Consider the following 20,625-nt stretch of genomic DNA (forward strand, 5'->3'; position numbering starts at 1 on the left):
GGCCTGGCCGTGTCGGGATTGCGATCCAGATCGACGTCGGTCTGGCGAACCCGGGCGCGGACGGTGAACACCCCGTCGCCCGACAGCACGCCGCCGCGCGCGAACAGTCGCCCATGCTCCCAGTTGGAAAGGCCGAGTTCCGGCCGGTCCAGGGCGAACTGGCCGTCCACCCAGCGGGTGAAGCCGTCGCCGACGAAGGGGGCGTTGATCGCCGCATAGAACCGCTCGTGCGCCTCGGCGTCTTCCGCGATCAGGCTAGCGGCGAACTGCGGGCTGTAGCGGTTGAACAGGCCGACCGCCTCCTCGACATTCTCCACGAAGACCAGGGAGAGTTCGGGCGTCTCCTCCCACTCCCATTCGCGGCCCAGGTCCTCACGGGACAGGATCTCGATCTGGGCTTCATCGCAGGGTCCCTGGGCGCGGCCGACCACGACGCGCGCGTCGCGCCAGGCGGCGGGCAGCAGGGCCTCGCCGCCCGCGACCACGTGCAGCTTGACCCCCCGACGGCGCTCGCCGGCGGCGGTGAGCGCCTCCAGGAAGGCTGGCAGATGGTCGGCGGCCCGGTCCCGAAGGATGGCGCAGACATTGAGGGTGTTGCAGACCTTGCGGTCCAGTGAGTGATAGACGGCGGCCTTCAACCGCTCAGGATCGGCGCTGGCGTCGGCCACGATCCAGGCGCCGCCCGTGCCGTGCAGGCTGACCGGCGTGCCGACCTGGCGGGCGATGGCGCCGAGCTGGGCTACCGCGGGACCGGAGCCTCGCGCCACCGCCAGCGCCAAGCGCGGATCGGAGAACATCGCCCAGCCGGCGGCGTGGGCGGGGCTGTCCACCAGGGCCGCGGCTCCAACGGGCAGGCCGGCGGCCCTCAGGGCGGGGTTCAGCGCGTGCTCGACGATGGCGCGGGCGGTGCCCAGGGCGTCCGAACCGATGCGGAACACGACCGTGTTGCCGGTGCGCAGCACGCCGGTGGCGTCGGCGAACACATTGGGCCGGCCCTCGAAGATGAAGCCCACCACGCCCAGGGGGGCGGCGACCTGTTCGACGCTCCAGCCCGCATGCTCGACCCGTTCCAGCACCCGGCCACGGCTGGCCGGCGCGTCGCGCCAGACCTCCAGCCCCGCGATCATGTCGCGGCGCATCGCCTCGCTGACCGCCAGGCGGGTGGTGGAACGTCCGCGCGCCCGCGCGGTGGCCACATCTGCGGCGTTGGCCGCGCTGATCGCCGCCCAGACGCCCTCGTCGGCGAGATTGGCGGCGAAGACCTCGAAGAACTGCGTGATCGCCGCGTCGCTGACCGCAGCCAGGGCTTGGAAGGCCTTGTGGGCGCGGCCCACCGCGTCGGCCGCCAGGGTCTGGATCCCGGCGGGCACGTGCAGCAACTCGCCCTCGACCACCACCAGCCGGTCGCCGGCCTCGAAGGCGGCCGCAAGGGCCTCGGAGACAAAGGCGACACGGTCGCCGCCGAAGGGGATTGCCTGGCCCGGGGCGAGCCTCTCCAGCCGCCCGGTGCGGGGCGCCGCCGTTTCAGCCGTGGGTATCGCCGCCGCGTCGTCCATCACGCGCCCATATGCTCAAGTTGAGGTTTACTAGGCCGCTTTCGGCGGGGCCGCAAATCAGGTCGGCGTCCGCACCGCGGCCAGCGCCAGGTCGTCGGCGTGGATCAGCGGGCCGCTGGTGAAGCCCAGCACCGCCTCGATGGCGTCGGACTTGAGCCCACGGATCTTCTCGGCGTCGCCTGCGTCGTAGCGCGCCAGGCCCCGGCCGATCTCCAGCCCAGCCTCGTCGACCACACGCACGGCGTCGCCCTTCCCGAACCGCCCCTCGACGGCGCGGACTCCGGCGGCCAGGAGGCTCTTGCCCGTTGAGAGCGCGCGCGCGGCCCCGGCGTCGATGACCACGGCGCCCGACGGCGACAGCGATCCGGCGATCCAGGCCTTGTAGGCCGCGGCGACCGAGACCGAGGGCTCGATGATGGTTGCGGTTTCGCCCGCCTCGATGGCGGCCAGGGGAGAGGGGCGGCGGCCCAGCGTGATCACCGTGGCGCAGCCCGCGCCCTGGGCGATGCGGGCGGCGGCGATCTTGGTGGCCATGCCGCCGGTGCCGACCCCGGCGCGGGCGGTCGCGCCGCCGGCCATGGCCTCGATCTCAGGGGTCAGGTGGCTGACCCGGGGACGGTGCTTGGCGTCCGGGGCGTGACGCGGGTCGGCGGTGTAGAGGCCGTCGATGTCCGACAGCAGCACCAGCACGTCGGCGCCGATCATCTGGGCCACGCGGGCCGCCAGACGGTCGTTGTCGCCGTAGCGGATTTCCTCGGTGACCACGGTGTCGTTCTCGTTGATCACCGGCACGCAGCCGAGAGCCAGCAGCGTCGACAGCGTCGCGTGGGCGTTGAGCCAGCGGCGGCGAACCTCGGTGTCGTCGCGGGTCAGCAGCACCTGGGCGGCGGCCAGGCCGTGCGGCTCCAGCGCCTCTTCCCAGGCCCGCATCAGGGCCGATTGGCCGGCGGCGGCGCAGGCCTGCTTCTCGGGCAAGGTGAGGGCCTTGCGGGTGATGGAGAGCCGGCGGCGGCCCAGGGCCACGGCGCCGGAGGAGACGATCAGCACCTGCTGGCCGCGCGCGTTCAGCCGGGCGAGGTCGGCGGCGAAGGCGGCCAGCCAGGCGCGGTCGGGACCATCGGGGCCGGCCACCAGGGCCGAACCGACCTTCACCACAACCCGCTTGGCCTGGGTGAGGCCGCTCATCAGGGGATCCAGCCCGTATTGGCCTCGTCGGTGGGATCGGCCTGGGCGGCGGCGGACTTGCGCTCGCGCACCAGGGCGTAGGCCTCGCGCAGCAACTCCACCACGCCCTTGCCCGAGACACCGGAGACCAGCCGGACCTCGGCGCCCGACGCCTCGGCCAAGGCCTCGCGCTGCATCTCCACCGTGCTCTCGTCCAGGGCGTCGATCTTGTTCAGCGCCAGGATCTCGACCTTGTCGCCCAGCTCGTCGGCATAGGCTTCCAGCTCGGTGCGCACCGTCTTCCAGGCCTCGACCACGTCGGTCTGGGTGGCGTCCACCAGGTGAATCAGGGTCGCGGTGCGCTCCACGTGGCCCAGGAAGCGCGTGCCGAGGCCCGCGCCGTCGGAGGCGCCCTCGATCAGGCCGGGGATATCGGCGATGACGAACCGCTCGTTGGTCGACAGGTCCACCACGCCCAGGTTCGGCGAGATGGTGGTGAAGGGATAGTCGGCGATCTTCGGCTTGGCGGCGCTGGCGGCGGCCAGAAAGGTGGACTTGCCCGCATTGGGCAGGCCCACCAGGCCCACGTCGGCGATCAGCTTCAGCCGCAGCCAGATCCAGCGCTCCTCGCCCTCCTGGCCGGGGTTGGCGTGCTTGGGCGCCTGGTTGATCGGCCCCTTGAACCGGTCGTTGCCCCAGCCGCCGTTGCCGCCCTTGGCCAGCAGGAACCGCTCGCCCGCCTTATCCATGTCGGCGATCAGGGTTTCCTTGTCCTCGTCCAGCACCTGTGTGCCGACCGGGACTTTCAGCACGATGTCCTCGCCCGCGGCGCCATGGCGGTTGCGGCCCATGCCGTGGGTGCCGGTGTCGGCGCGGAAATGCTGGGCGTAGCGGAAATCGATTAAGGTGTTGAGGCCCTCGACCGCCTCGATCCAGACGTCGCCGCCGCGGCCGCCGTCGCCGCCGTCGGGGCCGCCGTATTCGATGTACTTCTCACGCCGGAACGACACAGCGCCGCCACCACCGTTTCCGGAGCGGATGTAGATCTTGCACTGGTCGAGAAATTTCATCGGGGCCTTTTGTAACACAGAGCAGCGGAGGTCGAGTGTCCTCTCCCCTGGGAGGAGGAGAGGACGGGGCAAGTCGTCACGCCAGCCACACCATCATGCGCACCGGCGTCTCGCCCTTCCGCGCCGCCGACGGCTGCAGCTTGACCTCGCCGGTGTAGAGGAACCCCACCTTGCAGAGGACCTGGCCCGAGGCCGGGTTGTCGCTGGCGTGGCCCGCCACGACGAAGCGTCGGCCCCAGGTCTCGTGCGCCCAGACCAGCGTCCGGTCGGCCGCCTCGGTGGCGTAGCCGCGTCCCCAGTGAGGCCGGCCCAGCCAGTAGCCGATCTCCGAGCGGCCCTCCGGGTTCTCGAACAGGCTGACCACACCCATGAACCCCTCGTCCGGATGCTCGATGGCGAAGGTCGCCTCCCGATCGGCGTCCTTGAGGTCCTGGCGGTCGAGGAAGGCGTTGGCGTCCTCGATCCCGTAAGGGTGGGGAATGCGCGACGTCATCCGGGCGACGTCGTAGTCGCCGCAATATTCGGCGATGCGAGCGGCGTCGGCCCGGCGCGGGCGGCGGAGCCGCAGGCGTGGCGTGCTCAGGATGGGTTCGATCTCGATCGCGCACATGGTCTACCTCCCGGCCCTCTGGTGGGACCCTGAAAACAACGAGGGGGAGTCCGGCGATCCGGACTCCCCCTCGGAAGTTCTCTGCCCGGTTCGCCTTGCGACGAACCCGGAATGAGGCTCGTCTTACTTCGCGGTGGTCTCGGCCGGCACCACGTTCACGTAGGTGCGGTCGTTGCGCTTGGTGATGAACTTCACGGCGCCGGCGGCCATGGCGAAGAGGGTGTGATCCTTGCCCATGCCCACATTGTCGCCGGCGAAGAACTTGGTGCCGCGCTGACGAATGATGATGTTGCCGCCGACGACGGACTCGCCGCCGAACTTCTTCACGCCAAGGCGCCGACCGGCCGAGTCGCGGCCGTTACGCGAGGAGCCGCCAGATTTCTTGTGAGCCATTGTGCTCTCCTAAACTTAGTGGACGCCGGGCCTATTCGGCGGCGTCGTCGGATTTCTTGGCGGCGGCCTTCTTCGGCGCTGCCTTCGGGGCGGCTTCGGCCTTGGGAGCCGCGGCCTTCTTCGGAGCGGCGGCCTTGGCCGGAGCATCCTCGGAGACCGAAGCGGCGGCCTTCGGAGCCGCCTTGGCCTTGGCCGGCGCGGCGACCGGCGCGGCGCCGGCTTCCAGGGTCGTGATCACGTGCTTCAGGTTGCGGGCGCGAGCGTCCAGCATGGCCTTGGTCGTCAGGTCGACGACGCCGTCCCACTTGTCGGTCTTGCCGGCGCCTTCGACGGAGGTCACGCGCAGCACGGTTTCGTGCTGGCGATGGCCCTTCGTGCGGCGATAGCCCTGGCGGCGGATCTTCTTGAAGATCTTCACCTTATCGCCCTTGCGGGTCTCGATGAGGGTCGCCGAGACGGTCGCGCCGTCCACGATCGGGGCGCCGAGGGTCACGGCGTCGCCGTCGCCCAGCATCAGCACGTCGCCGAAAGCGACATTCGCGCCGGGTTCACCGTCGAGCTTCTCGACAACAAGCAGATCGCCAGGTTGGACCCGGTACTGCTTTCCGCCGGTTTTGATCACCGCGTACATCGTTAGCGCCTTGGACTTTAGCAAAAGGAATTGCGCCCGCGAGAAGCCCCGCGGGCGAGAGGGCCGGACTTATACAGCGAGGTCCGTCTAAGTCAACGCGAGTCCCGCGTTTCCACGGTCACATGACTCAAGCCCTGCAGGCCGGCGAGGCGCGCGCGATAGGCGCTGGGCGCCAGAGGGCCTTTCGCCTCGATGACCACGATGGCGGCGTGGTGGCCGGGGCCGAGGCGCCAGACGTGCAGGTCCAGCAGACGCTCGTCGCCCGTGACCAACCGCGACCGGATCGCGGCGGTGAGTTCGTCCGAGGGATTCATGTCCAGCAGAACCGCGCCGGCCCGCACCATCAGGCGCCAGGCGAAGTGGGCGACCAGGACCGCGCCGGCCAGCCCCGCGAGGCTGTCGGCCCAGGCCCAGCCGAACAGGCGCCCGAGGCCCAGGCCCAGTATGGCAAGCCCCGAAACCGCCGCGTCGGCCGCCAGGTGCAGGTGGGCGGCCGAGAGGTTCAGGTCCCCGTCTCGGTCATGGGCGTGGGCGTGGGCCGGCCGCAGCAGCCACATGCAGATCAGGTTGACCACCAGGGCGCCGGCGGCCAGCGCGAGCGCCGCGTCATAGGCGACCTCGGCGGGACTCAGCAGGCGCGCGACGCTTTCGAAAGCGATGAACAGGGCGGTGAGCGCCAGGACCGCGGCGTTGGCGAACCCCGCCAGGTAGCCGATCTTGCCCGTGCCGAAGGAAAATCGCGGATCGTCGGCGAACCTGCGCGCCAGGCCATAGGCGCCGGCCGCCACCACCAGGGCCGCCACGTGCGCGGCCAGGTGAAGGCCGTTGGCCACCAGGGCCATGGAGTTGAAGACGATCCCGCCGCCGATCTGAGCCGCCAGGGTCGCCAGGCAGATGGCCGCCACCATCCAGGTCCGGCGCTCGTTGCGCGCGTGGTCTGCGCCCAGATAGACACGATCGCCCCGGAAGGCGTCGATCTGTCCCTGGGTCTCGGGGGCGGCGGCGGTCACGACGGGCGTCTTCCCATATCTTCGCACTCCCGATCAGGTGTTATATGATAACACTAGAGACCGCAAGCGCGGCGCCTGTTCCCTTCGGACCCTGCAATGACTAGATGTCCGTCATGACCGATAAGACCCCCGTCACCGTCCTCACCGGCTATCTCGGCGCCGGCAAGACCACCCTGCTGAACCGCATCCTCACCGAGGACCACGGCAAGCGCTACGCCGTCATCGTCAATGAGTTCGGCGAGGTGGGCATCGACAACGACCTGATCGTCGGCGCCGACGAAGAAGTGTTCGAGATGAACAATGGCTGCGTCTGCTGCACGGTGCGCGGCGACTTGATCCGGGTTCTGTCGGGCCTGATGAAGCGCAAGGGCAAGTTCGACGCGATCATCGTGGAGACCACGGGCCTGGCCGATCCCGGCCCGGTGGCCCAGACCTTCTTCGTCGACGACGACGTCAAGGCCAAGACCCAGCTCGACAGCGTCACCACCGTGGTCGACGCCAAGCACCTGATGCTGCGGCTGGCCGATTCCCGCGAGGCCGTCGAGCAAATCGCCTTCGCCGATCAGATCGTGCTGAACAAGACCGACCTGGTCACCGAGGCGGAGCTGAAGAGCGTCGAGGCGGCGATCCGCCGGCTCAATCCGCTGGCCCCCATCCACCGCGCCCAGCGTTCCAATGTGTCCCTGGACAAGATCCTGGGCCGCGGCGGCTTCGATCTCGCCCGGATCACCGAGGTGAATCCGGAATTCCTGAACCCTCCCCATGGCGAGGAGGGTCACGTTCACGATGAGGATTGCGACCATGATCACGACCATCATCATCACGGCGATCATGACCACGGTCACCACGGCCATGATCACCAGGACCATGCGGCCGCGGCGGGTATCCGCGGCGTCTCGCTCACCCTCGACAAGCCGATCGACGGCCAGCGAGTCACGACCTGGCTGAACAAGGTGCTGGAGGAGCAGGGCCCCGATATCCTTCGCGCCAAGGGTATACTCGACGTGTCGGGCGAGGATCGCCGCCTGGTGTTCCAGGCGGTCCACATGATCCTGGAAGGCGACTTCCAGGGTGACTGGAAGGCCGGCGACAAGCGCTACAGCCGCATGGTGTTCATCGGCCGCAACCTCGACGAGGCCAAGCTGAAGGCCGGCTTCGAGGCCTGCGCGGCCTAAGGGCGGACAAGAAAAAGCCCGCCCCGGTTTCCCTGGGCGGGCCGTTTCAGAATGTGCGAAGCGCCTAGAGCTCTTCGTTGATCAGGGCGACTTGGAAGAAGCCGTTGCCCTGCAGGGTGTTCATCACCGCCATGAAGTCGCCGTAGCGCACGGTCCGGTCGGCGCGGATGTAGACGCGCTCGGCCGTCGGCTCGGGCTTGGTCTGCAGCAGAATCCGCGTCAGGTCGGCCGGCAGGGTGTCCAGGGTGGTGGGCACGTCCCCGATATAGAGGCCGGCTTCCTGAATGTTGATGAGGGTCGGTTCCTCGATCTTCGAGCCAGGCGGCGGCGGAATGGCCGGCGGCAGGTCGAGCTTGATGGAAACCGTGGCGGCCGGAATGGCCACCATGAAGATGATAAGGAGCACCAGCATCACGTCGACGAACGGCGTGACGTTGATGTCGCTGTTCTGGCCGAGATCGAACTTGCCGCTCCCCCCGCCGCCCAGCTTCGCACCCATATGAGATTCCTTCCCTAGGGCCCCTTGGATCCGGGGCCGCCACGTGGTCGCCGAAACCCTTCGCCAAACAAAAGCCGATTGTAAAGAGCCAACCGCCGCGACTTGGCCGCCAAGTTCGCGCGGTGAACGTTTCGACGGCGGCGGGGCTTGGATTTCCGGCCCTCGCCAAAACCGGTGTTAGGCGGCTAAGACGCGCCATGACTTTCGATTTCGACGCCTATGTCACCGCCGCCCTGTTCGGAAAGGACGGCAAGGCCGCCTTCGCCCTTGGGGACGGCAGCATCCGATTCGAGACCGGCGAGCAGGTCGAGGCCCACGACGGGGCGATCCTGGCCGCCTGCCTGCATCCCTCCGGCGACGGTGTGCTGAGCGGCGGTGACGACGGCCGTCTGGTCTGGACGCGGCCCAGCGGCGCCGAGGAAGTCGCCAAGGTCGCCGGCCGCTGGATCGATTCGGTGGCGGCCAGCGCCGACTCCAAGCTGATCGCCTTCGGGGCCGGCAAGGAGTTGCACGTCCGCGACGCCGCCGACCCGGCCTTCGCCCGGGTCTTCACCCATGAGAAGTCGGTGGCGGACGTGGCCTTCGACCCTAAGGGGCGGCGGATCGCCACGGCCACGTATAACGGCGCCTGGCTCTGGTACGGCCGCATCGCCGAGCAGAAACCCTACGTCCTGAAGTGGGCTGGCAGCCATGTCGGCCTGGCCTGGAGCCCCGACGGCAAGTTCTTGATGTCATCCATGCAGGAGAACCAGCTGCACGGCTGGCGGGTCGCCGACGAGAAGAACCTGAAGATGGGCGGCTATCCCGGCAAGGTGAAGAGCATGGCCTTCCTCGCCAAGGGCGGCCTGCTGGCCACCTCGGGCGCGCCGGGCGTGGTCATCTGGCCCTTCGCGGGGTCCACCGGCCCCATGGGCAAGCAGGCCGCCGAGATCGGGTTCGACGAAAGCGCCATGGTGACGCGGGTCGCCGGGACTGCCAACGGCCAGCTCGTCACCGCCGGCCTCGACGACGGCCGGGTCTGGTGGTGCGACTTGGCCGGCCAGAGAATCGTTCCGGTCAAGGCCGAAAAGGGCTCGCCCATCGCCGCCCTCGCCATGAGCTCCGACGGCAAGCGCCTGGCCTGGGGCGACGAGGACGGCGGCGCCGGCGTCGCGGACATCAGCTAGTCGAAGCCGCGCAGTTCGGCCCAGGTCTCGAAGGGGTCGCGGGCCGAACGCAGGGTGTTGATCGGAGCGGCCTCGTCGCGCCAGCCCAGGGCCATGCCGGAGAACACCATGTGGTCTTCCGGCAGGTTCAGCAGCCTGGCCAGGGTCTGGGGATAGCGGGCCCAGTATTCCTGGGCGCAGGTGTCCAGGCCCTGCTCGACCGCCAGCAACATGACCGTCTGCATGTACATGCCCAGGTCCGACCACTGGGGCGGCCCCAGCTTGCGGTCCAGGCAGAAGAACAGCCCCACCGGCGCGCCGAACAGCTCGCCGTTCTTGGCCAGTTGGCGCAGGCGGGCGGGCTTGTCCTCCCGGGGGATGCCGAGGGTGGCGTAAAGGTCCTCGCCGTTCTGGAACCGTCGGGTGCGGAACGGGTCCCAGAGATTGGGCGGATAGACCTCGTATTCCGGGGTCTCGCCGAAGGGATTGGCGGCGACCTGACCCTTGAGCTCGGCCAGCGCCGAACCGGCCAGCGCATAGACCCGCCACGGCTGCAGGTTTCCGCCAGAGGGCGCGCGGGCGGCGGCCTGTAGGATCCCGCGCACGATCTCAGCGGAGGGGGTCTGCGGCTTGAAGGCCCGGATGGAAACCCGTCGTTCGACGGCGTCTGAAACGTTCACGGCGATGCGTCCTTCGGGCGGCTTGACCAGGTCGGCGGCTCACAGCATCGCTAGCATCTCGCCGTCACCTAGAGGCAAGCAAGCTTGGCCAAGCAGAGAGGGTTCTTCGGGCGGCTCTTCCGGGGCCTGTTCCTGCTGGTTCTGGTGTTTGGCCTGATCGGCCCGATCCTGACCACGGCGATCTATCGCTTCGTGCCCCCGCCGATCACCTGGCTGATGATCCAGCGGGTGGTGGAGGGCAAGGGCTTCGACCGGCGCTGGCGGTCCCTGGACGACATCTCGCCCCGGTTGGTCCGCGCGGTGATCGCGGCCGAGGACGCCAAGTTCTGCGATCACAACGGCTTCGATTTCGAAGCCTTGGAGAAGGCGGCGGCGAACAACGCCAAGGGCCGCAAGATCCGCGGCGGCTCCACCATCAGCCAGCAGACGGCCAAGAACGTCTTTCTCTGGCCCGATCGCTCCTATGTCCGCAAAGGGCTCGAAGCCTATTTCACCGTCCTGATCGAGGTCATCTGGGGCAAGCCGCGGATCATGGAAGTCTATCTGAACTCCATCGAGTGGGGGCCGGGGGTCTATGGCGCCGAGGCCGCCGCACGGAAGAACTTCGGGGTAGGCGCCGACAAGCTCACCCCGGCCCAGGCCGCGCGGCTGGCCGCCATCCTGCCCAGCCCGCTCAAGTGGCGCGCGGCCAAGCCCGGTCCCTATGTGAAGCGGCGCTCCGGCAAGATCACGCGGGCGGCCGGGACCATCAACCGCGAGGGTATGGCGGCCTGCGTCTTGGGCTAGGTCAGGCCGCCCAGCGGGCCAGGTCCTGGCGGCCTTGGGTGATGTCCAGCACGTCTTCCATCGCGAAGCCCGGATCGGCCGAGTGCAGGGCGTCGTATACAGCGCGGGCGAAGGCGAAGTCGGCCGGTGTCTTCACCCGCCAATCCAGCCGGGAGAGATCGCGCCGCGCCAGGCAGTGGGCCTGGGGATAGCGGCTCTCCAATGTGCGGATCTGCGCCAGCGGCGAGGTGACGGCGGCGGTCCGGGGATCTGTCTCGGCGGCCGCGCTGGCCAGGGCCTGCGCGGTGACCACCTCGACCTCCAGACCCTTGGGGAACGAGCGTTGCACCCGGTTGGAGGCGTAGGCGGCGCGGGTGGAGAGCGCCAGGCGCACGGTCTCGTCGATGATCGCCGGGTCCACGAAGGGCGAGTCGCCCTTGATGCGCACCACATGAGTCACCGGGCCGGCGGCCTCGACACAGCGCATGAAGCGTTCGGAAAGGTTCGCAGAGGCGCCGCGGAACACGGTCTGGCCGCGGGAGACCAGGAAGCTCGCCAACGGGTCGTCGGAGGGCTCTGCGCTGGTGGCGACCACCAGCTTGGAGATGCAGCGCGAGAGCCGGATTCGCTCCACCTGCCGCCAGATCATCGGCTCGCCCCGCAGCGGCGCCATCGCCTTGCCGGGAAGGCGAGGGGAGGTCATCCGGACCTGCAGGACAGCGAGGATCATGACATTCGTTAGCCTCTAGGCGGCGGCCCATGCGCGGGGATCGAGCGCCACGGGATCGTCCAGCGCCATCTCGTCCCAATCGAGGTCGGGGGGCGGGCTGGAGGCCGCGGCGATCACGGCCGAGAGTTCGGCGGGCGAGGAAACGCCGACCAGGACCGTGGCGGCTTCGGGTCGCGACAAGGCGAAGCCCAGCGCGGCTTGCAGGGGATCGGACTTGCCCTCGGCGATCAAGCGACGGGCGCGGCTGATGCGGCTGGCGGCGGCCTTCAGATGGTTCGGCGCGCGGTCAGGGGGCAGGAACAACAGGCCGTTCAGGAAGATCGAGCGCAGGTGGACCTCGATCCCGTAACCGGTGAGCGCCGCCAGCGTGCCGTCGATCAGCAGGCGCTGGTCCAGCAGGGAGGCCGGGGCCTGGACGATGTCGGGACGGAACCGGCGGGCGACGCCTAGCGGATCGTCGGAGGCGAAGACCGAGACGCCGATCTTCCGGGTCAGACCCTGGTCCTTCAACGACTTCAAGCGATCCCACAAGGCCATGCCATGCGGGCCGAACAGGTCCGAGGCGGCGGGCACCAGGATGGCGTCGGCCTGTTCCACGCCCATGCGGCGCAGGGCGGCGCGGGCTTCCTGCTCGACGAAGTCGGGACCGCGGTCGGCGCGGACGGTGGAGATGGAGATACGGAACGGGTTGGGGCGCGGCAGCACCTCGCCCAGCGCGGTCTCGGCCATGGCCGAATGGCCCGTGACGTCGAAGACCGCCAGCTGCGAACGCGCGGCGATGTCGAGGATGTCGCGAGCGTCGGCCTGGGGCGAGCGGCCACGGACGCCGACCGAGTGGTCGAGACCGAACTGCGCGGAGCCGAGGCCGAGCTTGGAAAGAGGTGAGGTCATGAAGCCGGTGAGCTGGATACGAACCCGAAGAGCCACCATCTTTGTCGAAAGGCCTAAAGAACCCGTGTCTAGGACGTTTATGGGGGGTTAAGCTCGATCCATGCGTGAACCCCTGCCCGAGTGGCCCCTGTTCGGCCTGGCCGACGATGTGCGCCCCGCCCTAGCCCAAGCCCGGCAACGGAAAATCCCGATGGCGCTCGCCACCCTGATCGCCGTCGAGGGCGGCGGGCCGCGGCCGGTGGGAACCCAGATGGCCTTCGCCGACGGGATCGTCGCCGGATATTTTTCGGGCGGCTGCGTGGAAAGCGACGTCGCCGACCACGCCTTCGCCTGCCTGGAGGACGGGGAGCCCCGGCGGCTGATCTATGGCGAAGGCAGTCCCTGGCCGGACATCACCTTGCTGTGCGGCGCGCGGATCGAGATCTTCGTGGAGAAGGTCGACGCCGGCGACCTGGCGCTGATCGAGCTTCTGGAAGCGCGCGACCAGCGCCGCCCCACCACCTGGGTCAGCGACGGGCATCGCCGGGTCTGCGCCCTGGAGGCCGAGCCCTGGGACGGGGCGGTCGTTCGACGGCACGAGCCGGTCCCGCGCCTGGTGGTGTTCGGCTCCGACCCGACGGCGCTGGCCATCGCCCAACTCGGCGTGCTGAGCGGCTTGGAAACCACCTTCGTGCGCTCGAAGGGCCCTGAAGCGCCGCCGCCCATCGACGGCCTCGGCTACCGCCGGGATGATCCGCAGGCCGCGCTCGACGCCATCGGCTGCGACGCCTGGACCTCCATCGCCGTCGCCACCCACAATATCGACACCGACCGCGAGGCCCTGGCCGCGGCCCTGCCGTCCGCCGCGGGCTATGTGGGACTGCTGGGCGCGCGCAAGCGCCTGCAGGAAAGGCTCGCGCCGATGCGCGCGGCCGGCGTGCCCGAGGAAGTTCTGGCGCGCGTTCATGCGCCCATCGGCCTCGACATCGGCGGCAAGGCGCCCTGGGAGGTCGCGGTCTCGGTGATCGGCGAGATCATCAGCCTGCGCTACGCGCGGACGCCCGAGCCTTCGCGGGATGCGACCTCGAAGCGTGGCAAGGCGGCCGTCGTCTAGCGAGTTTGTGCGTCCCGAACGTGCTATGCTGGGCCTTCGCCACCCGTGGACCTCCACGCGGCGCGGCCCGAAAGGCCTAGCTCATGAAAATCTACTCCACCAAGCCCCCGGCGCCCGCGCGGCGGGACCTGCTCGACACGCGGTCCTCGACCGGCTCGGCGCCTCCGCCCAGCCGGCCGCTACTCAACGACCGCCGCAGCACGCGCTAGGGCGCGCCGCCTGAGGTCGGTCCCTGGCCAGCTTGATCGTCATCAACGAAAACTCGCTCGAAGCCGCCAAGGTCGTCCTGTCGCCGATTGCAAACTTATCAATGATCACTCACGATCCGGCGATCTCAGAAGCATAGCGACGGTGACCCTCACGGGCGCCGTCGCCGACTGACAGGGCAGGAAGACATGAGCGCCACAGCCACCCTCGAGCGGACGCAGTCCCAGACAGTCGAGCACTTCGACGTCATCATCGTGGGCGCGGGAATCTCCGGAATCGGCGGCGCCTACCATCTGGCCACGCAACGGCCTGGAACCAGCTATGTCGTGCTCGAGACCCAGGAGAGCTTCGGCGGGACCTGGCTGACCCACAAGTATCCCGGCATTCGGTCCGACAGCGACCTCTACACCTTCGGCTACCGGTTCAAGCCCTGGACCGGGACGCCCATCGCCACGGCGGCGGAAATCCTCGCCTATATGAACGAGGTGATCGAGGACAACGACCTCGGCGGCCACATCCGCTACGGCCACAGGATCACCTCGGCCAAGTGGTCCAGCCAGGACAATCTCTGGAGCCTCGAAGCGGTCCGATCCGACACCGGCGAGACCGTGCGGCTGACCACGAATTTTCTGTGGATGTGCCAGGGCTATTACCGGCACTCGACAGGCTACACGCCCGAGTGGGAGGGCATGGCCGACTACAAGGGCCAGATCGTCCATCCCCAGACCTGGCCCGAAAACCTCGACTACAAGGGCAAGAAGGTCATCGTCATCGGATCTGGCGCCACCGCGGCGACCTTGGCCCCGGCCATCGCTGGCGATTGCGAGCATGTGACCGTGCTGCAGCGATCGCCGACCTATTTCATTCCCGGCCGTAACGCCAACGAACTGGCCGACACTCTGCGACAGTTGCAGATCGACGAGACCTGGATCCACGAGATCGTGCGACGGAAGATCCTGTTCGACCAGGCGGGGTTCACGAAGCGCGCGCTGGAAGAGCCGGAAGTCGTCAAACAGGAACTGCTGGCGGGAGTCCGCGCCTTCCTGCCCGAGGACCAGGTGGTCAAGCACTTCATGCCCACCTACCGCCCCTGGCGGCAGCGCATCGCCTTCATTCCGGATGGCGACCTTTTCCAGGGCATCCGGGCGGGCAAGGCCTCGGTGGTCACCGACGAGATCGACCGCTTCACGGAGAATGGGATCCTGCTGAAGTCGGGCGAGACCCTGGAGGCCGACATCATCGTCACGGCCACCGGCTTCGACCTCAACGTGCTGGGCGACATCGACTTCGCCATCGACGGCCAACCGCTCGATTTCTCCAAGACCGTCACCTATCGCGGCATGATGTTCACCGGCGTGCCGAACCTGATCTGGGTCTTCGGCTATTTCCGGGCCAGCTGGACGTTGCGGGCCGACCTTATCGGCGACTTCGTGGCGAGGCTGCTGACCCACATGGAGGCCAAGGGCGCCAAGCGGGTGACGCCGGCCCTGCGGCCTGAAGACAAGGACATGCCGCTGCTGCCCTGGATCGACCCGGAGAACTTCAATCCCGGATACCTGATGCGCGGCATGCATCTGCTGCCCCGCAGCGGCGACAAGGACGACTGGCGCCACACCCAGGACTACTGGGCGGAGAAGGACGCCTTGCCGGCCATCGACCTGGATGACCCGGCCTTTGTCTACGAGTAAGTCAGGCGCGGGCTAGGGGCAGGATGTCCACAAGGTCGCCCGCCGCCAGGGCCGGGGCGCCGGGCCGGCGCCGCAGCAGGGCGTCGGCGGCGGCGAAGACCCCGACCAAGGAGCTGTCCTGGTCGCCATAGGGTTGGACCAGGATCGATCCCTCGTCATAGCTGAGCTTGGCCCGCATCCAGTGCTCGCGAGGTCCGTTGGCGGCCAGCGGCTGCCTCAGGCGCGCGGTAGTCATCGCGGGCTCCGCCGTGGTTCCGCAATAGGCGGCGATCAGAGGCTTCAGGAACAGCTCGGCGCAGACGAAGGCCGAGGCGGGGTTGCCGGGCAGACCCAGCAGGCGTCGCCCATCGGCCAGGACCCCGAAGAAGGTCGGCTTGCCCGGCCGCACCGCCACGCTCTCAACCCGCAGCGACAGGCCCAGCGCCTGGGCCGCGGCGCGGACCAGGTCATGATCGCCCACCGAGGCGCCGCCGACCGTGACGATCAGGTCGGCCTGCGCGGTCTCCATGGCCTCGATCACCGCGTCCAGCCGGTCGCGGATGCCTGAGCGCTTGGTCGCTCGCGCGCCCCAGCCCTCGACCATGACCTTCAGCGCCGGCGACCCGGAATCGTAGATTTGGAACGGTCCGGGCGTGGCCGGCGCCTCGACGATCTCCTCGCCGGTGGAAAGGATGGCGATGGTCGGACGGCGATGGACGGCGACCTCGGCGCGGCCGGCCGAGGCGGCCAGGGACAGGCGCCACGAATCGATGCGGGTTCCCTTCCGGAGCAGCACGTCGCCCACGCGAAAGTCCTTGCCGGCGGCGCGGATATTGTCGCCAGGCGTGGCGGCGGGGACGGTGATCTGGTCGCCCTGCCGCGTCGCGTCCTCCTGGATCACCACGCTGTCGGCGCCGGCGGGCAGGGCCGCGCCGGTGAAGATGCGCACCGCCTGGCCGGGCTGGAGTTCGGCGTCGTAGCCATGTCCCGCGGCGCTTTCGCCGACGATCCGCAAACTCCCCGGTCCGTCGGCGGCGCGGACGGCCCAGCCGTCCATGGCCGAGTTGGTGAAAGGCGGTTGGTCGCGGACGGCGGCGACATCTTCCGCCAGCACCCGGCCGACGGCTTCGATCAGCAGGACCGTCTCGGCGGGCAGGGCGGAGACCTCGGCCAGCATGGCGGCGCGGGCGGCCTCCACCGTCATCAGCTTCATGGGCGCGTCCAGTCGCCGGACTTGCCCCCGGACTTCTTCATCAGGCGGACCGTCTCGATGGTCATGGCCTTATCGGCGGCCTTCAACATGTCATAGACGGTGAGGCAGGCCACCGAGACGGCGGTCAGGGCCTCCATCTCCACGCCGGTCTGGCCGGTGGTGCGGACCCGCGCGGTCACCGCCAGCCCGCCGTCGCCCGGCTCGACCCGCACCTCGACCTTGCTGAGCGCGAGCGGGTGACACAGCGGGATCAGGTCGGAGGTCTTCTTTGCCGCCATGATCCCGGCGATCTCGGCGGTGGCCCGGACGTCGCCTTTCTTGGCGTCGCCGGAGAGGGCCAGCGCAAGCGTTTCGGGCGTCATGCGCACGAAACCCTCGGCGACAGCCTCTCGGGCGGTGATCGCCTTGGCCGAAACATCGACCATGTTGGCGCGGCCGGTCTCGTCGATGTGGGTGAGCTTGCTCATTGCCCCAGGAGGCTCACTTTTCAAGCAGTCTGGGCATGAGCTCGACCATGTTGCAGGGGCCATGGCGGCTGTCGAGCTGGGCGGAGATCACCTTGTCCCAGCCGTCCTTCACCGCGCCGTTGGAGCCCGGCAGGCAGAAGACGAAGACCCCGCCGATCAAGCCCGCCGTGGCGCGGCTCTGCAGGGTGGAGAGTCCTACCGACTGGTAGGAGACCAGGTGGAAGATAACCGAGAACCCGTCGATCTTCTTGTCGAACAGCGGCTCTACCGCCTCGGGGGTCACGTCGCGGCCGGTGATGCCGGTGCCGCCGGTGGTGATGATGGCGTCGACGGTTCCGGAGGCTACCCAGGCTTTGATCTGCTCGCGGATCTGGGCGACGTCGTCCTTGACGATGCCCTTGGCCGCCAGCTCGTGGCCGGCGCCGGTGATCCGCTCGGCCAGGACGTGGCCGGAGGTGTCGCTCTCCTCGTCGCGGGTGTCGGAAACGGTAAGCACCGCGATCCGCACGGGCGTGATGATCTGCTTTTCATCGATCCGACCACCGGGGGTGAAGGCGTTCATGATCTCAGGTCTCCCAACGGGCGATATCGGCGTGGTCTTGGGGTTTCGGCTCGATCCAGCGCGCGCCGTCCGGGCCGGTCTCCTTCTTCCAGAAGGGCGCGCGGCTCTTCAAGTAGTCCATCAGGAAATCGCAGGCCTCGAACGCGGCCCGGCGATGGGTGGCGGCGGTGGCCACGAAGACGATGGATTCGCCTGGCGCGATCTGGCCCACCCGATGGACGACGGCGAAGTCGTCCAGGCTGAAACGGTCGACGGCCTGCTGGGCGATGCGGTTGATCTCGCCCTCCGTGAAGCCTGGATAGGCCTCCAGCTCCAGGATAGCGGCGGCGCCCAGCTCGGCGCGGGCCAGGCCCACGAAACTGGCCACAGCGCCGGTCTCGGTGCGGTCCCGGCAGAACGCGCTCAGCAGGACGCCGGGGTCGAAGGGCTGGTCGGTCAGGGTGATCATCCGCCGCTCATGGGCGGCAGGAAGGCGACCTCGGATCGGGGGCCGAGCGCAGCGTCGCCGCGTACGATGGCCTGGTCCAGAGCGACCTGGACGCCGGGCGCGCGCAGCGCCTCGGCCAGGTGGGCGTCCTCTCCGCAGAGCAGGTCGCGCAGGGCCGTGAGCGTGTCGCTGGCGATGTCCCGCGACCGCCATCCGGCCACGTCACTCAGGCGTCCGAACAGCAGGACCCTGGCCATCGGCCTAGCCTCCCGTGGTCGACATGTGGCGAGCCACCGCCGGCGCCGAGGCGCGGGAGATCTGGAAGTCGTGGCCCTTGGGCTTGGCGTCGACCGCCAGCCGCACGGCGTCGATCAGGGCCGCGTCGTCGGCGCCGGCTCGGATCACAGCGCGAAGATCGCTGGCGTCCTCGCGGCCCAGGCAGGTGTGCAGGGTGCCGGTGCAGGTCAGCCGAACCCGGTTGCAGGCTTCGCAGAAATTGTGGCTCAGCGGGGTGATGAAGCCTAGCCGGCCGCCGGTCTCGGCGATGCGGACGTAGCGGGCCGGGCCGCCGGTGACATGGTCGCTGTCTGTGAGCGTCCAGAAGCTTTCCAGATCGCGGCGGACGTCCTTCAGCGACAGGAACTGGTCGGTGCGGTCGACCTCGATCTCGCCCAGGGGCATGGCCTCGATCAGGGTGGCGTCGCAGCCGCGCGCATGGGCCCAGGCGATCAGGTCGGGCAGTTCGGCGGCGTTGTCGTCCTTCAGCGCCACGGCGTTGATCTTGACCGCGATGCCGGCGGCGAGCGCCGCGTCGATGCCGCCGATCACCTTGGCGAGATCGCCGCCGCGGGTCAGCTTGCGGAACAGGTCGGGCTTCAGCGTGTCCATCGACACATTGATCCGCCGCACGCCGTGGAGGGCCAATTCCTGGGCGAACTCGGCAAGCCTGGTGCCATTGGTGGTCAGGGTCAGCTCGTCCAGGGCGCCCGAGCGCAGATGTCGCGACAGGCTCTCGACCAGCCCCATGAAACCCTTGCGCACTAGCGGTTCGCCGCCGGTCAGCCGAAGCTTTCGCACCCCTTGGCCGATGAAGGCCGAGGCGATGCGGTCCAGCTCTTCCAAGGTGAGTACTTCGGCCTTCGGCAGGAAGGTCATGTGCTCGGCCATGCAATAGACGCAGCGCAGGTCGCAACGGTCCGTCACCGAGACCCGCAGATAGGTCACCGCCCGGCCGAAACCGTCGATCAGCACCGGCGTCGCGCGCGCGGCCTCTTGCGGGAGTGGGGCGTCATAGGGCGTCATGTAGTCGCTAACATAGAGGGGAACACAGGGCCGTGACAGGGGCGGGGGCGTTCGAAGCCATCGTTTTGGCCGCTGGGTCCGGCTCGCGCTTCGGCGGCGGCAAGCTGCTCGCGCCCTATGCGGGCGGGGTCCTGCTGGACGCCGCCTTGGCGGCGGCCTTCGCCGCGCCGGTTCGCCGGGTGATCGTGGTGACCGGGGCGGACGCCGACGCGGTGGCCGCCGCGGTTCGCGCCTTCGCCGCCACCGACGAACGTCTGCGACTGGTCCACGCCGCCGATCACGCCGAAGGCATGGGGGCGTCGCTGCGCCGGGGTGCGGTCGAGTTGAGCCCCGATTGCGAGGGCGCCTTTGTCCTGCTGGGCGACATGCCGCGCGTGCCGCCCGCGATCTTCAGCCCTCTCGTCGCGGCGGTTCGCGCCGGAGCGCTCGCCGCCGCGCCGGTGTTCGAAGGCCAGCGGGGCCATCCGGCCCTGCTGGGCGCGGCGCTCCTGCCCCAACTCCTGGCCCTCACCGGCGACGCCGGCGCCCGGGCGATCCTCAAGGGCCTGGGCGACCGTCTCGCCCTGGTCGAGACGGCCGATGACGGCGTGCTGTTCGACGTGGACGAGCGCGGCGACCTGCCGGCCTAGGCCTTGACGAACGGCTGGCTGGTGGTGGCCTGGCCCGATATGGCGAGCAGGGCGTTGGCTACGGCCGGGGCGATCACTGGGGTGCCGGGCTCGCCGACCCCGCTGGGGACCGCGCCGGACGGCACGATGTGGGTTTCGACCGTCGGGGCCTCGGTGTTGCGCAAGACCCGGTAGGTGTCGAAGTTGGTCTGCTCGACCACACCGTCCTTGATGGTCACCGCGCCATAGAGCGCCGCCGACAGGCCGTAGCAGGTGCCGCCCTCGACTTGCGAGGCGATCTGGTCGGGCGAGATCGCCGTGCCGCAGTCGATGGCGCTGACCACGCGCCCCACCTTCGGAACCCCGTCCACCAGCTTCACCTCGGCGATCTGGGCCACGACCGAGCCGAAGCTTTCGTGGACCGCGACGCCACGCGTCCAGCCGGCGGGGGCGGGGGTCCCCCAGCCCGCCTTCTCGGCGGCGAGGTTCAGCACAGCCAGGTGTCGGGTTGCGCCCGCCTTGGTGTAGAGCGCCCGGCGATAGTCCACAGGGTCCTTGCCCGCTCGCTTGGCGAGCTGGTCGATGGTGTGCTCCATCACGAAGGCCGTGTGGGTCGCGCCCACCGATCGCCACCACAGCACCGGGATGCCGTTATCGGGCTGGATCAGCTGGGCGTCCACGACGGGCGTCGCTTTCAGATAGGGCGAACCCTTGGCGCCCTCGACGGCGGTTTCGTCCAGTTCCGGCTCGCCGGTGGGCG

24 protein-coding genes are annotated in these 20,625 nt (G+C 69.1%); 6 read left to right on the forward strand and 18 right to left on the reverse strand.

Features of this window, described 5'->3' with window-relative positions; all coding sequences use genetic code 11:
• From RMO04_RS06070 to dmeF, 7 genes are all read right to left on the reverse strand, one after another.
• The coding region (locus tag RMO04_RS06070; protein ID WP_309643893.1) for an aldehyde dehydrogenase family protein at positions 1–1,556 on the reverse strand (1,556 nt) is incomplete at its 3' end.
• 57 nt (positions 1,557–1,613) lie between these two features.
• The gene (gene proB / locus RMO04_RS06075; RefSeq protein WP_309643894.1) at positions 1,614–2,741 is read right to left on the reverse strand and encodes a glutamate 5-kinase; all 1,128 of its coding nucleotides are present in this window, start codon (positions 2,739–2,741) and stop codon (positions 1,614–1,616) included.
• Positions 2,741–3,790: a GTPase ObgE gene (obgE, locus tag RMO04_RS06080; protein WP_309643895.1), complete on the reverse strand. Its 1,050-nt coding sequence runs from the start codon at positions 3,788–3,790 to the stop codon at positions 2,741–2,743. The genes proB and obgE overlap by 1 nt, the downstream gene beginning before the upstream one ends.
• Before the next feature lie 76 nt (positions 3,791–3,866).
• Entirely contained in the window at positions 3,867–4,400 is a 534-nt protein-coding gene (locus RMO04_RS06085) for a GNAT family N-acetyltransferase (protein WP_309643896.1), read from the reverse strand.
• A 123-nt stretch (positions 4,401–4,523) separates the two neighbouring features.
• A complete protein-coding gene (rpmA, locus tag RMO04_RS06090) occupies positions 4,524–4,793 on the reverse strand; it encodes a 50S ribosomal protein L27 (protein WP_254835488.1) in 270 nt (89 codons plus the stop codon).
• 31 nt (positions 4,794–4,824) lie between these two features.
• The gene (gene rplU, locus RMO04_RS06095; protein WP_309643897.1) at positions 4,825–5,424 is read right to left on the reverse strand and encodes a 50S ribosomal protein L21; all 600 of its coding nucleotides are present in this window, start codon (positions 5,422–5,424) and stop codon (positions 4,825–4,827) included.
• A 92-nt stretch (positions 5,425–5,516) separates the two neighbouring features.
• Positions 5,517–6,434 (reverse strand): CDF family Co(II)/Ni(II) efflux transporter DmeF, encoded by a 918-nt coding sequence (gene dmeF, locus RMO04_RS06100; protein WP_309643898.1) that lies wholly within the window; start codon positions 6,432–6,434, stop codon positions 5,517–5,519.
• Between the two features lie 104 nt (positions 6,435–6,538).
• On the opposite strand from dmeF, the gene RMO04_RS06105 reads away from it, so the two are divergent.
• Positions 6,539–7,609, forward strand: a complete 1,071-nt coding sequence (locus tag RMO04_RS06105) for a GTP-binding protein (protein WP_309643899.1) — start codon at positions 6,539–6,541, stop codon at positions 7,607–7,609.
• A 64-nt stretch (positions 7,610–7,673) separates the two neighbouring features.
• Here RMO04_RS06105 and RMO04_RS06110 read toward each other — a convergent pair whose 3' ends face one another.
• Positions 7,674–8,108, reverse strand: a complete 435-nt coding sequence (locus RMO04_RS06110) for a biopolymer transporter ExbD (RefSeq protein WP_309643900.1) — start codon at positions 8,106–8,108, stop codon at positions 7,674–7,676.
• 197 nt (positions 8,109–8,305) lie between these two features.
• On the opposite strand from RMO04_RS06110, the gene RMO04_RS06115 reads away from it, so the two are divergent.
• Positions 8,306–9,274: a WD40 repeat domain-containing protein gene (locus tag RMO04_RS06115; protein ID WP_309643901.1), complete on the forward strand. Its 969-nt coding sequence runs from the start codon at positions 8,306–8,308 to the stop codon at positions 9,272–9,274.
• Here RMO04_RS06115 and RMO04_RS06120 read toward each other — a convergent pair.
• A complete protein-coding gene (locus RMO04_RS06120) occupies positions 9,271–9,933 on the reverse strand; it encodes a nitroreductase (protein ID WP_309643902.1) in 663 nt (220 codons plus the stop codon). The genes RMO04_RS06115 and RMO04_RS06120 overlap by 4 nt on opposite strands.
• A gap of 84 nt (positions 9,934–10,017) precedes the next feature.
• On the opposite strand from RMO04_RS06120, the gene mtgA reads away from it, so the two are divergent.
• The gene (gene mtgA, locus RMO04_RS06125; RefSeq protein WP_309643903.1) at positions 10,018–10,719 is read left to right on the forward strand and encodes a monofunctional biosynthetic peptidoglycan transglycosylase; all 702 of its coding nucleotides are present in this window, start codon (positions 10,018–10,020) and stop codon (positions 10,717–10,719) included.
• 1 nt (position 10,720) lies between these two features.
• Here mtgA and RMO04_RS06130 read toward each other — a convergent pair whose 3' ends face one another.
• Positions 10,721–11,428, reverse strand: coding sequence for a cytidylyltransferase domain-containing protein (locus RMO04_RS06130; RefSeq protein WP_309643904.1), 708 nt, complete (start codon positions 11,426–11,428; stop codon positions 10,721–10,723).
• 15 nt (positions 11,429–11,443) lie between these two features.
• Entirely contained in the window at positions 11,444–12,319 is an 876-nt protein-coding gene (locus RMO04_RS06135; RefSeq protein WP_309643914.1) for a bifunctional regulator KidO, read from the reverse strand.
• 100 nt (positions 12,320–12,419) lie between these two features.
• Here RMO04_RS06135 and RMO04_RS06140 point away from each other — a divergent pair, with 100 nt between their 5' ends.
• Both RMO04_RS06140 and RMO04_RS06145 read left to right on the forward strand, forming a co-directional pair.
• The gene (locus RMO04_RS06140; protein ID WP_309643905.1) at positions 12,420–13,412 is read left to right on the forward strand and encodes an XdhC family protein; all 993 of its coding nucleotides are present in this window, start codon (positions 12,420–12,422) and stop codon (positions 13,410–13,412) included.
• Positions 13,413–13,807: 395 nt separating this feature from the next.
• Entirely contained in the window at positions 13,808–15,307 is a 1,500-nt protein-coding gene (locus tag RMO04_RS06145) for an NAD(P)/FAD-dependent oxidoreductase (RefSeq protein ID WP_309643906.1), read from the forward strand.
• A 1-nt stretch (position 15,308) separates the two neighbouring features.
• Here the strand turns inward: RMO04_RS06145 and glp are convergent, their stop codons facing one another.
• From glp to moaA, 6 genes are read right to left on the reverse strand one after another with little or no spacing between them, the layout of a single operon-like run.
• Positions 15,309–16,499 (reverse strand): gephyrin-like molybdotransferase Glp, encoded by a 1,191-nt coding sequence (gene glp, locus RMO04_RS06150; RefSeq protein ID WP_309643907.1) that lies wholly within the window; start codon positions 16,497–16,499, stop codon positions 15,309–15,311.
• Entirely contained in the window at positions 16,496–16,966 is a 471-nt protein-coding gene (gene moaC, locus RMO04_RS06155) for a cyclic pyranopterin monophosphate synthase MoaC (RefSeq protein ID WP_309643908.1), read from the reverse strand. Before moaC ends, glp begins: the two co-directional genes overlap by 4 nt.
• A 13-nt stretch (positions 16,967–16,979) precedes the next feature.
• Complete coding sequence (gene moaB / locus RMO04_RS06160; RefSeq protein ID WP_309643909.1) at positions 16,980–17,528, reverse strand: molybdenum cofactor biosynthesis protein B; 549 nt, start codon at positions 17,526–17,528, stop codon at positions 16,980–16,982.
• Between the two features lie 4 nt (positions 17,529–17,532).
• A complete protein-coding gene (locus RMO04_RS06165; protein ID WP_309643910.1) occupies positions 17,533–17,976 on the reverse strand; it encodes a molybdenum cofactor biosynthesis protein MoaE in 444 nt (147 codons plus the stop codon).
• Complete coding sequence (locus tag RMO04_RS06170; protein ID WP_309643911.1) at positions 17,973–18,212, reverse strand: MoaD/ThiS family protein; 240 nt, start codon at positions 18,210–18,212, stop codon at positions 17,973–17,975. The genes RMO04_RS06165 and RMO04_RS06170 overlap by 4 nt, the downstream gene beginning before the upstream one ends.
• A gap of 4 nt (positions 18,213–18,216) precedes the next feature.
• On the reverse strand, positions 18,217–19,257 hold the full coding sequence (gene moaA, locus RMO04_RS06175; RefSeq protein ID WP_309643912.1) for a GTP 3',8-cyclase MoaA: 1,041 nt from the start codon (positions 19,255–19,257) through the stop codon (positions 18,217–18,219).
• A gap of 65 nt (positions 19,258–19,322) precedes the next feature.
• Between moaA and RMO04_RS06180 the strand changes: the two genes are divergently transcribed.
• The gene (locus RMO04_RS06180; RefSeq protein ID WP_309643913.1) at positions 19,323–19,886 is read left to right on the forward strand and encodes an NTP transferase domain-containing protein; all 564 of its coding nucleotides are present in this window, start codon (positions 19,323–19,325) and stop codon (positions 19,884–19,886) included.
• On the opposite strand, the gene RMO04_RS06185 is transcribed toward RMO04_RS06180, so the two are convergent.
• Positions 19,883–20,625: molybdopterin cofactor-binding domain-containing protein (locus RMO04_RS06185; RefSeq protein ID WP_405041466.1), on the reverse strand; the 743-nt coding region annotated here is incomplete at its 5' end. The two genes, RMO04_RS06180 and RMO04_RS06185, sit on opposite strands and share 4 nt — an antisense overlap.

Source organism: Phenylobacterium sp. (assembly GCF_031412415.1).
In the GTDB taxonomy this organism is placed as follows: domain Bacteria; phylum Pseudomonadota; class Alphaproteobacteria; order Caulobacterales; family Caulobacteraceae; genus Phenylobacterium.

Bases quoted from the DNA above. Each gene is read 5' to 3' on its own strand.
- RMO04_RS06145 (WP_309643906.1), top strand. From the start codon at position 13,808: ATGAGCGCCACAGCCACCCTCGAGCGGACGCAGTCCCAGACAGTCGAG.
- RMO04_RS06130 (WP_309643904.1), bottom strand. From the start codon at position 11,428: ATGATCCTCGCTGTCCTGCAGGTCCGGATGACCTCCCCTCGCCTTCCC.
- RMO04_RS06140 (WP_309643905.1), top strand. From the start codon at position 12,420: ATGCGTGAACCCCTGCCCGAGTGGCCCCTGTTCGGCCTGGCCGACGAT.
- glp (WP_309643907.1), bottom strand. From the start codon at position 16,499: ATGAAGCTGATGACGGTGGAGGCCGCCCGCGCCGCCATGCTGGCCGAG.
- RMO04_RS06165 (WP_309643910.1), bottom strand. From the start codon at position 17,976: ATGATCACCCTGACCGACCAGCCCTTCGACCCCGGCGTCCTGCTGAGC.
- rpmA (WP_254835488.1), bottom strand. From the start codon at position 4,793: ATGGCTCACAAGAAATCTGGCGGCTCCTCGCGTAACGGCCGCGACTCG.
- RMO04_RS06085 (WP_309643896.1), bottom strand. From the start codon at position 4,400: ATGTGCGCGATCGAGATCGAACCCATCCTGAGCACGCCACGCCTGCGG.
- RMO04_RS06170 (WP_309643911.1), bottom strand. From the start codon at position 18,212: ATGGCCAGGGTCCTGCTGTTCGGACGCCTGAGTGACGTGGCCGGATGG.
- moaC (WP_309643908.1), bottom strand. From the start codon at position 16,966: ATGAGCAAGCTCACCCACATCGACGAGACCGGCCGCGCCAACATGGTC.
- RMO04_RS06110 (WP_309643900.1), bottom strand. From the start codon at position 8,108: ATGGGTGCGAAGCTGGGCGGCGGGGGGAGCGGCAAGTTCGATCTCGGC.
- RMO04_RS06135 (WP_309643914.1), bottom strand. From the start codon at position 12,319: ATGACCTCACCTCTTTCCAAGCTCGGCCTCGGCTCCGCGCAGTTCGGT.
- obgE (WP_309643895.1), bottom strand. From the start codon at position 3,790: ATGAAATTTCTCGACCAGTGCAAGATCTACATCCGCTCCGGAAACGGT.
- RMO04_RS06105 (WP_309643899.1), top strand. From the start codon at position 6,539: ATGTCCGTCATGACCGATAAGACCCCCGTCACCGTCCTCACCGGCTAT.
- rplU (WP_309643897.1), bottom strand. From the start codon at position 5,424: ATGTACGCGGTGATCAAAACCGGCGGAAAGCAGTACCGGGTCCAACCT.
- moaB (WP_309643909.1), bottom strand. From the start codon at position 17,528: ATGAACGCCTTCACCCCCGGTGGTCGGATCGATGAAAAGCAGATCATC.
- RMO04_RS06115 (WP_309643901.1), top strand. From the start codon at position 8,306: ATGACTTTCGATTTCGACGCCTATGTCACCGCCGCCCTGTTCGGAAAG.
- moaA (WP_309643912.1), bottom strand. From the start codon at position 19,257: ATGACGCCCTATGACGCCCCACTCCCGCAAGAGGCCGCGCGCGCGACG.
- proB (WP_309643894.1), bottom strand. From the start codon at position 2,741: ATGAGCGGCCTCACCCAGGCCAAGCGGGTTGTGGTGAAGGTCGGTTCG.